Source organism: Methylotuvimicrobium sp., from assembly GCF_050611805.1.
GTDB lineage: Bacteria > Pseudomonadota > Gammaproteobacteria > Methylococcales > Methylomonadaceae > Methylotuvimicrobium.
On record NZ_JBNGHF010000045.1, the window covers coordinates 20,800 to 35,204 of the forward strand.

Annotated in this window: 13 protein-coding genes; 8 read left to right on the top strand and 5 right to left on the bottom strand. The window is 48.3% G+C overall.

Annotated features, from left to right (window positions below; genetic code table 11):
• Positions 1–360: 360 nt before the first annotated feature.
• The 5 genes from ACRJJO_RS17435 to ACRJJO_RS17455 all read right to left on the bottom strand — a co-directional run bounded on the left by ACRJJO_RS17435 (position 361) and on the right by ACRJJO_RS17455 (position 6,161).
• Positions 361–702, bottom strand: coding sequence for a zinc ribbon domain-containing protein YjdM (locus tag ACRJJO_RS17435; RefSeq protein ID WP_431066914.1), 342 nt, complete (start codon positions 700–702; stop codon positions 361–363).
• Between the two features lie 357 nt (positions 703–1,059).
• The gene (topA, locus tag ACRJJO_RS17440) at positions 1,060–3,375 is read right to left on the bottom strand and encodes a type I DNA topoisomerase (RefSeq protein WP_431066915.1); all 2,316 of its coding nucleotides are present in this window, start codon (positions 3,373–3,375) and stop codon (positions 1,060–1,062) included.
• A gap of 18 nt (positions 3,376–3,393) precedes the next feature.
• The gene (locus tag ACRJJO_RS17445; protein ID WP_125218287.1) at positions 3,394–3,861 is read right to left on the bottom strand and encodes a DUF494 domain-containing protein; all 468 of its coding nucleotides are present in this window, start codon (positions 3,859–3,861) and stop codon (positions 3,394–3,396) included.
• 147 nt (positions 3,862–4,008) lie between these two features.
• A complete protein-coding gene (gene dprA, locus ACRJJO_RS17450) occupies positions 4,009–5,061 on the bottom strand; it encodes a DNA-processing protein DprA (protein WP_431066916.1) in 1,053 nt (350 codons plus the stop codon).
• A gap of 44 nt (positions 5,062–5,105) precedes the next feature.
• Positions 5,106–6,161 carry a LysM peptidoglycan-binding domain-containing protein gene (locus ACRJJO_RS17455; protein ID WP_431066917.1) on the bottom strand — a complete coding sequence of 352 codons (1,056 nt, stop codon included), beginning with the start codon at positions 6,159–6,161 and terminating at the stop codon, positions 5,106–5,108.
• Between the two features lie 333 nt (positions 6,162–6,494).
• Here ACRJJO_RS17455 and def point away from each other — a divergent pair, with 333 nt between their 5' ends.
• The 8 genes from def to rpsI all read left to right on the top strand — a co-directional run bounded on the left by def (position 6,495) and on the right by rpsI (position 14,261).
• Complete coding sequence (gene def / locus ACRJJO_RS17460; protein WP_404359887.1) at positions 6,495–7,007, top strand: peptide deformylase; 513 nt, start codon at positions 6,495–6,497, stop codon at positions 7,005–7,007.
• Positions 7,004–7,927: a methionyl-tRNA formyltransferase gene (gene fmt, locus ACRJJO_RS17465; protein WP_431066918.1), complete on the top strand. Its 924-nt coding sequence runs from the start codon at positions 7,004–7,006 to the stop codon at positions 7,925–7,927. The genes def and fmt overlap by 4 nt, the downstream gene beginning before the upstream one ends.
• Before the next feature lie 6 nt (positions 7,928–7,933).
• On the top strand, positions 7,934–9,223 hold the full coding sequence (gene rsmB / locus ACRJJO_RS17470; RefSeq protein ID WP_431066919.1) for a 16S rRNA (cytosine(967)-C(5))-methyltransferase RsmB: 1,290 nt from the start codon (positions 7,934–7,936) through the stop codon (positions 9,221–9,223).
• Entirely contained in the window at positions 9,201–9,791 is a 591-nt protein-coding gene (locus ACRJJO_RS17475; protein WP_404359884.1) for a DUF4390 domain-containing protein, read from the top strand. The genes rsmB and ACRJJO_RS17475 overlap by 23 nt, the downstream gene beginning before the upstream one ends.
• On the top strand, positions 9,773–11,917 hold the full coding sequence (locus tag ACRJJO_RS17480) for an ATP-binding protein (RefSeq protein WP_431066920.1): 2,145 nt from the start codon (positions 9,773–9,775) through the stop codon (positions 11,915–11,917). The genes ACRJJO_RS17475 and ACRJJO_RS17480 overlap by 19 nt, the downstream gene beginning before the upstream one ends.
• Before the next feature lie 20 nt (positions 11,918–11,937).
• On the top strand, positions 11,938–13,299 hold the full coding sequence (locus tag ACRJJO_RS17485; RefSeq protein WP_431066921.1) for a sigma-54-dependent transcriptional regulator: 1,362 nt from the start codon (positions 11,938–11,940) through the stop codon (positions 13,297–13,299).
• Between the two features lie 129 nt (positions 13,300–13,428).
• Entirely contained in the window at positions 13,429–13,857 is a 429-nt protein-coding gene (rplM, locus tag ACRJJO_RS17490) for a 50S ribosomal protein L13 (RefSeq protein WP_014149852.1), read from the top strand.
• Between the two features lie 11 nt (positions 13,858–13,868).
• Complete coding sequence (gene rpsI, locus ACRJJO_RS17495; protein ID WP_014149853.1) at positions 13,869–14,261, top strand: 30S ribosomal protein S9; 393 nt, start codon at positions 13,869–13,871, stop codon at positions 14,259–14,261.
• The last annotated feature ends 144 nt before the right edge of the window (positions 14,262–14,405 follow it).

Genomic DNA, 14,405 nt, shown 5'->3' on the forward strand with positions numbered 1-14,405 from the left:
AGGCCAGTTTCGTTTACGCTAAAGCACTAAAACGATGCATTGATTTTAGTCGTTACATGAGACATACAATCAAGATCATTACCTTGGAAAGAAATTAACCACGGCAATCTCATCATTGTTGTCAATTTGATGTTTGTATAAATATACCAAAATTCGGCACCGGAGTGTCCGTCAAAGGACGCCGTAATCCACCCAGCACTTACATTATCCAAGATAGTTAACCATTACTAATGGACTATGGAATTTAGGTGCAGGGTTTACGGCATCCTGCCAAGCGAGTTACCGAACCCGCTACAAAATGCATAGCTCCAGGAAGTTATTTTCACGAAATCCTAATCCAACCTCGATTCATGAGCTCGATCAAACCTTTTTTACAAATTCCGATTTCAATTTCATCGCGCCGATACCGTCGATTTTACAATCGATATCGTGATCGCCTTCGACCAACCGGATATTTTTGACCTTTGTGCCGACTTTAACGACAAGAGACGAACCTTTTACCTTGAGGTCCTTGATCACCGAAATCGTATCGCCATCTTGCAATATATTGCCATTGGCGTCTTTGATTATCCGGTCTTCGTTTCCGCTACTGTCCTCCGAGTCTTGCGACCATTCATGTCCGCACTCCGGACAAATGTACATGCTTCCATCGATATAAGTGTATTCAGAGTTGCACTGCGGACAATTTGGTATTTCGCTCATCTTCGTATTGTATTTATTTGATTATTTTGGCTAGAAGCCTGTTGAAAAAGAACTCGACACGTTCGTCTTAATCTTCGGGCTGCTTCCTTTTTGATTGAAAAAACGGCTGATAATCAAAAGATCAGTGGTATGTTTGCCAACATTCTCGTCAAACATACCACATACCTAATGATCATGTGGACACTCTCAACACTTCGGGTAATGAAAGTACCCGGACTGATTAAGGTTTAGAAAATATGATCACGAGTTATACCTTTCACATTTCAAATTTCGGCAGTGTTTAAGGAGACGCCGGGGTGACCTACAATGATGATATGGGTATAACTCAAATCCGTAATCGGAAAGTGCTTTGCGGCACTATCCTTTAGGCCCTAAAACATCATCGGGATCGCCCTCATAAGGCGTGGCATAACTACATTCCTTTTGCGGGCACACTTTTTCGGTACCCCGGCGCTTGGTGGTTTTTAGTGTCAAAATAGGCCAATTACATTCCGGGCAATTTTCTTGAACCGGGGCATTCCATATTGCATAACTGCATTTCGGATACTCTGAACAGGAATAAAAAATCTTGCCGTTTCTGGATTTACGCTTAAGCAAATTGCCTTTTTTGCATTGCGGGCACTCGACGCCGGTATCGACCGGCTTTTCGAGCGGCTCGATGTGTTTGCATTTCGGGTAAGCACTGCAGCCAATAAATTTACCGTAACGTCCGGTTTTAATTACCAACGGCGACTCACACTTCGGACAAACGCGCCCTTCGACGACTTCCGGCTCGGACGATTTACTGGCGTCTTCGTTCAAGTTGCGCGTATAGGAACATTCGGGATAATTGGTGCAACCGATAAAGCGTCCATTCCGTCCCAGCCTAATCGACAAAGGACTGCCGCATTCCGGACATTTTTCATCAATCGCCTCTTGCGTGACATCCTTGCGCTGTACGCTTTCTTCTTTTTCATGAATCAGCGTATTGAAAGGCTCCCAGAAAGAGCGCATCAATGGAATCCAGTCTTTTTCACCTCGCGAAACCGCATCGAGCTCATCTTCTAGGTTCGCGGTGAAATCATAGTCGACGTATTTATTGAAATGCTCGGTCAAAAATTTATTGACGATACGACCCACATCGGTCGGATAAAAGCGCTTGCTTTCCAACGTGACATAATCGCGGTTTTGCAATGTCGAGATGATCGATGCATAAGTAGAAGGTCGACCGATACCGAATTCTTCGAGCGCCTTGACCAAGCTGGCCTCGCTGTAGCGCGGCGGCGGTTCGGTAAAATGCTGACCGGCGATGATATCATTGAGCGGTACTGGGCGCCCTTCTTCGAGTGACGGTAAAAAATTCTCTTTGTCATCACCTTCGGCAGTGTCGTCCTTGCCTTCCAGGTACACGGCCATGAAGCCCGGATCGGCGATCGCCGATCCGGTTGCCCGAAATACATTACGTTCATTGCCACAATGCAGATCGACTGCAACGGTATTAATCGTCGCATGAATCATTTGGCTCGAGATCGTACGTTTCCAAATCAAGTCGTAAAGCTTGAATTGTTCGGGGCTCAAAAATTTTTGCAGATCGGCCGGAATACGTCTCGCCGAAGTCGGACGTATCGCTTCGTGCGCTTCTTGGGCGTTTTTGGATTTAGTCTTGTACTCGCGCGGGCTCTTCGGCACATTTTTAGCGCCGTATTTTTCGGCGATCAATTCGCGGATTTCGGCGATGGCTTCGGCAGCAAGATTAACCGAATCGGTACGCATATAGGTGATCAAACCAACCGTCTCACCACCGATATCGATGCCTTCGTACAACTGCTGCGCGACCATCATCGTGCGCTTAGTCGTAAAACCGAGTTTACGCGCGGCTTCTTGTTGTAACGTCGAAGTAATGAACGGCGGCGCAGGATTACGTTTACGCTGCTTTTTTTCGACCTTCGCGACCAGCAGTTTACCATCGGCAGCATCGAGCAAGGTTTGCTTGACCTGTAGCGCACGCTGCTCATTGTCGATAGTAAACTGCTCGACTTTTTCACCGTCGAACTGCGTCAATTTGGCCTTAAAGGCTTGAGCATCCGCACTCAGATCGGCGTCGATCGACCAGTATTCCCGGCTCTTGAATGCCTCGATTTCCAGTTCGCGTTCGACGATCAAACGCAATGCAGGGCTCTGCACGCGTCCTGCCGATAAACCCCTGCGGATTTTTTTCCACAATAGCGGCGACAGATTAAAGCCTACCAAGTAATCCAGGGCACGACGCGCCTGCTGCGCATTAATCAAATCGATCGACAGTTCGGACGGATGCGCAATCGCCTCGGTGACCGCTTTTTTGGTGATCTCATGAAAAACGACGCGATGAACCGGCTTATCCTTGAGCAGTTTTTTATCCTTGAGCAATTCGTATAAATGCCAGGAGATCGCCTCACCTTCCCTGTCCGGGTCGGTTGCAAGATAAAGCGCTTGAGCTTGCTTGACAGCCTTTGTTATCGCTTGAACATGGCGCTGATTCCGATCGATGATTTCATATTTCATCGCGAAGTCATGCTCGGGATCGACTGCGCCTTCTTTCGGGATCAGGTCGCGAACATGGCCGTAAGAGGCCAGCACGTGAAAATCCTTGCCGAGATATTTTTCAATGGTTTTGGCTTTTGCAGGCGATTCTACAATAACGAGATTATTACTCATTCAGTTAGGAAAATACGATTAGTGTAAGTAAGCCGGGATGAGATCATAGACAATGTCCTCCATTCTTGAGAATGCGATTTCCTCGTCGGGCTGACTGAGCAACACCATCAGTACGATCCATTTCAATTTTTCCAGTGAAATTTCTTCATTTTCTAATGCCATCGCGCGATCGATTACGATTTCCCGGTTGGCATGCGATAAGATGCCGCTGTGTTCAATGAACATCAGAAAATTACGGCACTCCAAATCCAGTTTTTCTTGTTCCTGACTGGAAAAAATCCGAAATGCGGTCGGTACCGTCGGCGTAATCTGCCCTTGCAGGCTAAGCGATTCGAGCCAATCAAAAGCCTTGACCACTTCGATTTGATCGAATCCCGCTTCTTCCAACTCTGTTTTTATCAACTCGTTATCCGGTAAGATATCGATCTCATCTTCCATATAGTTTTCAAACAGATACATAATTACATCAAAAATATTTTCTTTCATAGCGGGTCTTCTTTAAAAAAGTTTCTATACGGAACCCCTTCACTCCGTGAGGGGGTTCCTTTTTGGAATCGATCCGATTCCTCCGTTTTCTAAGCCGGTATCGGCAAAAAACGGCAGCACGTCCTGTACTGCGCCGTCATGCGGCGTTTATTTGATTCGGGTATAACAACCTCCCGAAACGGATTCTACGTAACCTTGCAATTCCAAAACCAGCAACATCGACGATATGACTTCGACCGGTAATTCGGTATTTTCCACCAAACTATCAATGGAAGTGGGACTGAACATAATTAGATTCAATAATGTTTGCTGCTCGAGGTCAAGCGTTGTTTGTCTCAATTCCGTAAAAATATTTTCATCCTTCTGATTATACTGATTTAATTCTTCAAGAATATCGCGCGCGGTTTCAACGAGTTTTGCACCCTCCCGGATCAAAGCATTACATCCTCTTGCCAAGGGGTTATGAATCGAGCCCGGAATCGCGAACACTTCTCGGTTCTGCTCCAAAGCCATGCGCGCAGTAATCAAAGAACCGCTTTGCTTGGCCGCCTCCACTACTAGTAGTCCGATACACAAACCGCTGATAATTCGGTTACGCCTAGGAAAATGATCGGCTTTCGCCCCAGTCCCGGGAGGAAACTCTGAAATCATTGCCCCATGATTCACAATTTCAGTCGCCAATGCTCTATGACGCGCCGGATACACTCTATCTAAGCCGGTCCCCGCTACGGCAATCGTGTAACCTTGAGCTTGCAAGGCGCCTTGATGCCCGGCGGCATCGATACCCAAAGCCAATCCGCTGGTGATCACAAAGCCTTCTCTTGCCAAGGCTTTAGCAAATTCGGTGGCGGTTTCGACACCTAAATGGGAAGGATTTCGACTACCTACGATCGCTATTTGCGGAAACGCCAAAATATCCGGATTTCCTCTAATAAACAATAGTGGCGGCGGATCAGCGATTTCTTTTAACTGCGTTGGATAACAAGGGTCGGCTAAAGTCACCGCCAAATGCCCAGGTTGCTCCAACCAACGCAAATCTTGCTCTACCGTTGTCCAATCGGGATTGCGTATCGCTTGAACGACCGAATCCTTTAGCCCGAGAGCGGCCAATCCACTGCTTGACTCGGAAAACAATTGCTGAGGAGTATGGCTATCGAGCGTTTTAAGAAACGACCGACAGCCAAAACCCGGCGTGCGCAATAAGGCAAGCCAGTATTTGATATCGAAGGAAATTTGAAAATTTTTCAGGGGGTTTGAACTTTATCTAATATGTGAATCGCTTGACGCGCATCCATTACCAACGCATAACTAATCCGATCGAAGGTTCGGAAAATCATCAAGGTTCCGGCCAACTCATTGGGTAATTGAATCGTATCGTTCCTTATTTTACTAAAAGGATCTCTAACGGACTTCCCTTTCTTGTAAATATCGAGCACATGCCCGACTTTCAGGCCATCCGATGCACCCTTATCGATAGCAACGACATTATAGCGCCCAATTTGAGTAACGCCATCCAGCACACTAATAATACTACCTTGTATTTCGGTTTCCGGCGACTTAGGAAAGTAATGCAGAGTAAAATCGCCTTCTTGGTGCGGCATTAGCCTGTCGCCCATGCGAATCTCGCTAGTCGAACGCGTAACAAGCAGCGTTGCAGGATCGCCGGGCTCTTGTAGCGTCGTATTTGCAACAAACTTTGCTTCATAACCCAAAACTTCTTTGGTCTCGGCACTGACGAAAGTATCGCCTTTACGATAAATCGTATAGGTCAAGCTTTCCGGCTTTTTGATCGCACGAACATAAACACGATCGCCCGGGCCCGCGACTAGATGTTCGCCTGCGAAATCGATGACATAAGGCGAGTTTTCCAAATCATCCTGCCCAACTACTCGCGGCGAGGCCAAATATTTGGCAATTTTTTCGGAAGGAATTAACTCGATCGCGTCGACGAGATCCATTTCACGAATACGAGGATAGAACTTAACTTCTCTTGACGAGCCTAAATTACCAGTGAATTCGGATGGCGACAAACTTAAGCGGGGCTTACCATCGACTTCGGAAAAATAAATGGTATCGCCCGGATAAATCAAATGCGGATTATCGATTTGTGGATTACCTTCCCAAATTAAAGGCCATTGATGAGGTTTTCGCAAAAATCTTCCCGAAATATCCCACAATGTATCGCCCTTAACTACGGTATATTGGCCCGGGTGCGAAGGATTGACTTCTATTTCCTGCGTCCAACCGGTTATGCTAACTGCTAACGAAACGATCAATCCAAAAATTTGTCGAAAAGCCATAGAGAGTTCCTGAAACTAGAGATCCGGTAATCTGAAAATATACTGTGCGCGGTCGCAAGAGCGGTTTTCTGAAGCGCTCTTGCGACCGATAGCGGCGTTACCGACATGAATGTAGGTAGAGGGCATGATCAGGAGCGGAACGGAAGCATTACGAAAACAGTTACATAGCTTAGCTTAACGTCTGTTTTCAGGCCTTGTTACCGAACAAAATCGCATTGCTATCGAAGCCGCAAAAGCGGCAGCGCGAAATATATGCTGTCTGAATTCAAAGTTTAGATGAATTCATATAAAATTCCAGCATTGTAAAATTGTAATATGATAGTGGAGAAATTGTTGAGCATTCTAACTATACTCGAGTTCCCTGATGAGCGCTTGCGTAAAAAGGCGACTCCGGTCGAAACGGTCGATGCCGATATCGGAAAACTCGTCGACGATATGTTCGAAACCATGTACGAAGCACGCGGCGTCGGTTTGGCCGCGACTCAAGTCAACGTTCACAAGCGAGTCATTGTAATTGACGTCAGCGAGGAGAAGAAATCTCCGCTGTGTCTAATCAATCCTGAAATCCTTGCTAAGGACGGCATCGAAGAAACCGAAGAAGGTTGTTTGTCGGTTCCCGGTTTTTTCGAAACAGTCAAACGCGCTGAACACATCAAAGTACGCGCCCTCAATCGCGACGGCGAATCATTTGAATTCGAAGCCGAGGATCTGTTAGCTGTCTGTGTGCAACACGAAATGGATCACTTAGAAGGCAAGTTGTTCGTCGATTATATTTCGCCGCTGAAACGCCAAATGATTAAAAAGAAACTGAATAAAATTCATCGATTGGAACAAAAAGCCTCATGAAAATCGTTTTCGCCGGCACCCCTGAATTTGCCGTGCCTACGCTACGCATGCTGATTGACTCAAACCATCAAATTTGCGCGGTGTATACTCAACCCGATCGCCCCGCAGGACGCGGACGGCAATTGAAACCAAGCCCTGTCAAGGAACTGGCTATACAATCCGGCATTCCGGTTTTACAGCCGGAATCTCTTAAACCCGATCATCACTTTCAACAACTGGCGGCGTTCGAACCGGATTTGCTGATCGTGGTCGCCTACGGCATGCTTCTGCCGCAGAGGGTGCTGGATTTGCCGACATTCGGCTGCATCAACGTACATGCTTCATTACTACCGCGCTGGCGCGGCGCCGCGCCGATTCAAAGAGCCTTGATCGCTGGCGACGAAAAAACCGGTGTCACGATCATGCACATGGCGCTCAAATTGGATGCCGGCGACATGCTACATAAAGAAGAATATCGTATTACCCCCAAAGACACGGCGGGCGATCTGCATGACAACTTGGCTAAACTGGGTGCGCTCGGCATGAGCAAAGTTTTACCGGATATTGAAGATAATACGCTACATCCGGAAAAACAGGATGAAAGCCAAGTCACTTATGCCGCGAAGCTGGAAAAAAGCGAAGCGAATCTAAACTGGAACGAATCTGCCGAACAATTGGATCTAAAAATCAGAGGCTTCAATCCGTGGCCGGTCGCTCAAACGAACTATAAAGATCAAGTTTTACGAATCTGGCTAGCCGAACCGCTCGGCGGTCGAACCGATGCGGAACCCGGTACGCTGCTCAAAAACGGCAAACACCTTGAAGTCGCCACCGGCGACGGATTGCTCCGCCTGCTTGAAGTCCAACTACCCGGCGGCAAACGCATATCTGCCTCCGCCTTTATGAATGCGCACGATGTAGCTGCGCAAAGCCTGGGTTAATCCTCTGTGAACCTAAGAAACCTCTCGGCCCGGATTGTGAGCCGGGTATTGAAGGAAGGCCAATCGCTAACCGCAGCCCTCGAACAATCGACCGGCGCGATCGAGTCGGCCAATGACAAGGCTTTCGTTCAAGCGCTATGCTATGGTGTCATTCGTGAATTTTACCGGCTCGACTTTCTGCTCGGACAATTATTGAATAAACCAATTAAAGACGATGAGATCAAGGCCTTAGCCATTATCGGTCTTTATCAGCTCGAATACATGCGCGTTAAAGCCCATGCCGCAGTTTCCGAAACGGTTTCGGCAGCTCCGCGAAAAAAAGCTTGGGCAAAACCGATGCTCAACGCCATCATGAGAAACTACCAAAGACGCAGAGATGAATTACAATCGCTGGCCGACAACGACCCGGTAGCGGCAAGCAATCATCCGCAGTGGCTAATCGATACGATCGGCTCAAATTGGCCGGAACAAGCCAGACACCTATTGATTGAAAACAACCTTCAGGCACCAATGACTCTGCGCGTCAATTCAGCACGCATCGGCCGACCCGAGTATAAAGAGCTACTAGCCGCCGCCCAACTCGGTGCAATCGAGACTTCCGAGTGCCCTTCCGCGCTCATCCTTGAGCGGCCGGTCCCGGTCGAACAATTGCCTGGATTTTCCGAAGGCTTAGTTTCGGTACAAGACCTCGCTGCGCAATTTTCGGCCGGATTACTGGACCTAAAACCGAACCAACGAGTGCTCGATGTCTGTGCTGCCCCCGGCGGCAAATCAGCACATATTCTGGAAATGCAAGCGAATTTATTCGGGCTCACGGCGATCGACATCGATGCCAATCGCATGCAAAAAGTCCGAGATACTTTACGGCGCTTGAGGCTCGATGCCGAATGCATTGTCGCGGACGCTTCCCAACCTAACGACTGGTGGGATGGTGTTCGGTACGACCGCATTCTACTCGATGCGCCGTGTTCAGCACTTGGGGTAATACGCCGACATCCGGACATAAAATTACTGCGCAAACCCGGCGATATAGCCCCATTACAACTACTCCAGCAAAAGATCCTCGAAGCCATATGGCCTTTGTTAGCCCCGGGCGGCTTACTGGTTTATGCGACGTGTTCGATTTTGAAGGAAGAGAATGAACTACAAATCCGAAGGTTTTTAAATCATCACCAAGATGCTACGGAATGGCCTATTGATTTTAACTGGGGCATGGCAAGACCACATGGCAGGCAAATATTGACCGGCAGTCAGGCAATGGACGGATTTTATTATGCGCGTATTCGTAAGCACTAACCGCCTACTTTCGATAGGCTTATGGATCGCGCTACTCGCCGGACTACTGGCTCGACCGGCTTTTCTTCACGCGGACGACTCGAAGATTGAAGTCCGAAGTATCGACTTCGCATTGAGAGACGGCCAATATTACTTATCCGCAGATATCCACTATCAATTGACTCAAACCGCTCGCGAAGCACTGCAAAAAGGCATTCCTTTATACTGGGACGTGTTGATTAAAGTCGTTCGCGAACGTACTTGGATTTGGAATAAAACCCTGGTCGATTTCAAAATTCGTTACCGCATTCAATATCACGCCTTATTAAACCACTACCGAGTCACTAATATCACTTCCTCGGACAGCACGAGTTATGCATCGCTTTCCGCGGCATTAGCCGGCATGTCGACAATTCGTAACATTGCCGTACTCAATGAAGGCGATATCGCTGAGGACGAAAGCTATCAGGTCGGCGTCAAGACTCGTTTCGACCGCGAAGCACTACCCTTGCCGCTACGCCCCGCCGCATACATCAACCCGCAGTGGTATTTATCAAGCGATTGGTTACAATGGCCCGTGCAAAAATGAGATTTCCCCTTGCCCCGTTAATTGCGGTGCTGTTCGGATTGGTTTTGCTGTCTTTGCAATTAATGAGTTCGGCAACCCAAGAATCCTCGCAACTCAACGAGATGTATTCATCTTTGCTGATTATCAATGCACTGGGCTCGGTCGTCTTGTTGGGGTTGATTGGCGTCAACATCGTCTCGCTTACCCAACAGCTCAAAAAACGCGAAGCAGGGTCTAAGCTAACGATTCGCATGGTCTCGCTGTTCGTACTATTGGCGCTGGCGCCCGCCAGCATCGTTTTTTTCTTTTCGATGCAATTTTTACATCAGGGTATCGATAGTTGGTTCAATGTCGAAATCGACCGGGCGATGGAGGACTCGCTTGAACTCAGCCAAGCCTCCCTTGACCAACGGATGCGCTGGCATTTACGGCAGACACAGCAACTCGTCGACCAACTGTACGAAACCAAGTCCGAAACGCAACGCATGGACGACCTGGAAAAAATACGCGCCCAAGCCGGTGCAGCAGAAATGACTTTGTTTTCCAGGCAAGGTCGCATCATTGCTTCGAGCAGCATCAACCCCGGCGATATTATCCCTCATCTTCCCGACGAACATGCCTGGCTGAACGTGCGCCGCAACGACCATTATGTCGCGCTCGACTCGACCAAGGAAGAACAGCTGCGGGTACACGTCATCGTCGCTGTCAGTACTCAAGACATTCAATATCTTCAGGCATTGTACCCGATCCCGCTTAGAATTATGGACCTAGCCGATTCGGTCGAATTCGCATTCGTGCGCTACCAGGAAATGAATTTTCTACGGGATTCGTTGAAACTAAGCTTTTCGCTAGCCTTATCGCTGGTATTGTTGATGAGTCTATTAGCGGCGATCTGGGTCGCATTTATCAGCATCAGAAACATCGTCGCGCCGGTCAAGGAGCTAGTCAAAGGCACGCAAGCTATCGCAGCGGGCCATTACAACCAACAGCTTCCGGTTCTGACCCAGGACGACTTGGGGTTTCTGGTTATCTCGTTCAACGACATGGCCCAACGTATCGCCAAGGCCCGCGACGAAACCCGTCTGGCCGGCATCGAAGTGGAGAATCAACGCGCTTATCTGGAAACAATTCTAGCCAACCTGACGGCCGGCGTGATAAGTTTTGACAAGGATTTTAGAATCCGCACGGCCAACCAGGCCGCCTACCGTATCTTTCATCTACAAGTCAGCGGATTTTACGGGCAAACTTTGTTGGACTTGTCAAAAGAGCACTCGGATTTAGCCGATCCTTTGCGAAAAATTCAACATTTGCTTGAAAATGCCGAGGATATTTGGGAGCAACGCATCGCCTTCCTGGGTCCCAACGGCCTGCAAGAACTGTTATGCAGAGGAACCCCGCTCTACTCGCCCGAAGGCCGTAGCATAGGAGCTGTCGTCGTGTTCGACGATGTCACCGACCTAATACAAGCGCAAAAAAATGCCGCGTGGGGTGAAGTCGCCCGGCGCCTGGCTCACGAAATCAAAAATCCGCTAACGCCAATACAACTATCGGCCGAACGCCTGCAACACAAGCTCGCCAATGAATTGCAACCAAAATCGCTTGCGATATTACAGCGCTCCACCGAAACCATCGTCCAGCAAGTCGAAGCGATGAAAGAAATGGTGGATGATTTCTCCGAGTATGCCAGAGTCTCTAAAAAGCAAACCGAGCACATCAACCTGCCGTCTCTAATACAGGAAGTTCTAGCCCTTTACGCCTCACAGGGCGGTGCGAAATTTACCACTTCGGTCGAAGAAGAGATTATGATGATCAACGCTGACCGAATCAGTATTCGACAGGTTCTGCACAACCTGATAAAAAACGCCTTAGAAGCCACTGAAAAAAATGGCAACGTAAAAATCACAGTGTCTAACCGATTTAAAAATAATGCCCGGTTCGTCGAAATGGCTTTTCATGATGACGGCCTAGGCATTAAAGAAGAACATTTGGATAAAATATTCGAACCTTACGTGACAACCAAGGCAAAAGGTACCGGCTTAGGACTCGCCATCGTCAAAAAAATTATCGAGGAACACGGCGGAGCCATTTGGATCGATACAGGTTATAAAGCCGGGGCGGGCTTCGTGATCCAACTCCCAGCCGTATAACGTTATTACTTACTTAAATTATGAATGCAAAAGCAGCACACATCTTAGTGGTCGACGACGAACCGGATATTCGTCGACTGGTTCATGAAATCCTGGAAGACGAAGGCTACGAAGTCAGAACCGCTGAAAACGCAGCCCAAGCTAGGCGATTAAAGAACGAAAAAAACCCGGATTTGATCTTACTGGATATCTGGATGCCCGACACAGACGGGATAACGCTCCTTAAGGAATGGATCGCCGAAGGCGGTTTTGCCTCGCCGGTGGTGATGATGTCCGGTCACGGATCAGTCGAATCCGCCGTTGAAGCCACGCGACTAGGCGCTTATGACTATCTTGAAAAACCGTTGTCTCTGGCCAAATTATTGTTGATCGTCGAGCGGGCACTTGAATCGCGTCAATTGCAAACCGAACTGCCTGTTCCGAAGGCATACCAAACATTGGATTTCGAACCGGTCGGGAAAAGCGCAACGGTTGCCCGAATTAAAGAACAACTGAAGCGTCTCGCGCAACACGATACCCGCGTCCTGTTCGTCGGCGATGCCGGTGTCGGTAAAGAACTCTATGCGCGTTATCTACATAACAATAGCGTACGACGGGACTGGCCGTTTGTCGACGTCGCGGTCGGTAGTCTTTCCCCTGAAAACTCGGTAATCGAATTTTTCGGCAAGGAAGAAAACGGCAAAGTGATGCCGGGGTTGCTGGAACAGGCTCACGGCGGAACCTTGTTCCTTTCGGAAATCGCCGGCATGGACAAGGAATCGCAATTAAGACTACTCAGCGCATTGGAATCTCGATCCTTTTTGCGTAGCGGAGGCATCCAATCGGTCAGCGTCGACGTCAGGATCGTCACCTCGACCCGAGTCTCGCTCGAAGAAGAAGTCAAGGCAGGCAGGTTTCGACGGGATTTGTATTATTTGCTCAACGAAGTCACGATGGAAATTCCGCCGCTACGCGAACATAGCGAGGATGTACCGGCTCTGCTCGGGTTCTATGTCGATCATTTCATGAATCAGGAAAAGCTACCGTTTCGAAAATTTTCAATGGCGGCCCAAAATTATTTAAGGAATTACAGTTGGCCCGGCAATGTGCGCGAACTGAAAAACCTGGTTCAACGCTTGATGATACTCGGCGTCGGCGACGATATGGAACTCGACGAAGTCAAAGGCGCATTGGGCGCAGTGGTCGAACAAACCAGCGGCAGCTCGTTGGTACCGGAGTTTTATAACTTGCCGCTGAAAGAGGCACGGGAACACTTCGAAAAAGCCTATCTCGAATACCATTTCGAAAAATCCGGCGGCAGCGTTGCCAAACTCGCTTCGATCATCGGCATGGAACGGACGCATTTATACCGTAAATTACACGCATTGAATATCAAGCTATAGAAAAACAAAGCCCAAAGTAAGACAGCGCATAGGTTAACCTTCAGAAACAATAAATAAACTTGAAAAAACCTAGCGACTCTAGTAACATCCCCAGTCTTTTATTGGGTCCTAACAGAATAAACAGTAACGATGAAAACTTTTAGTGCAAAGCCAGCAGAAGTTAAGCGCGATTGGTACGTAGTTGATGCAGAAGGGAAGACGCTAGGTCGGCTTGCCACTGAAATTGCGCGCCGTCTTCGCGGAAAACACAAACCCGAATACACACCGCACGTCGATACCGGCGACTATATCATTGTCGTTAACGCTGAAAAAATCGCAGTGACCGGCAATAAAGAAAAAGACAAGATATATTACCGCCACACAGGTTATATCGGGAATATGAAATCCGTTAACTTAGGCAAACTCAGACAAACCTTCCCAGACCGTATTATCAATACAGCCGTGCAAGGCATGTTACCAAAAAATCCATTGGGCCGCGCAATGTTCAAGAAATTGAAAGTTTATGCGGGTCCTGAACACGATCATCAGGCTCAACAGCCGAAAGTTTTAGAAATTTAAGCGGGTAGATCATGGCAGCAGCTCAGTATTATGGAACAGGCCGTCGTAAAAGCGCTATAGCGCGCGTTTACGCAACCTCCGGAACCGGTAAAATCACTATCAACAGTCAAAGCATCGAGCAATATTTCGGACGGAAAACCGACCAAATGATTTCTCGCCAACCGCTAGAATGCGTTGATATGACCGACAAATTCGATATCAATGTCATCGTCAAAGGCGGCGGACCTTCCGGTCAAGCCGGCGCAATACGTCACGGACTTGCCCGAGCGTTGATGGAATACGACGAAGCGCTGCGCCCCTCCCTTAGAAAAGCAGGATACGTCACTCGCGACGCACGCATAGTAGAACGTAAAAAAGTCGGCTTGCATAAAGCCAGAAAACGTCCTCAATACTCCAAACGTTAATCGCTCACCCGATTACCGAACCCAAAAAGGCCGTATTCATCGAATACGGCCTTTTTTATGCCCAATGCCCAAACCGCAGGTACCATGCACGGTAAGCGGTAAGCGGTAAGCGGTAAGCGGTAAGCGGTAAGCGGTAAGCGGTAA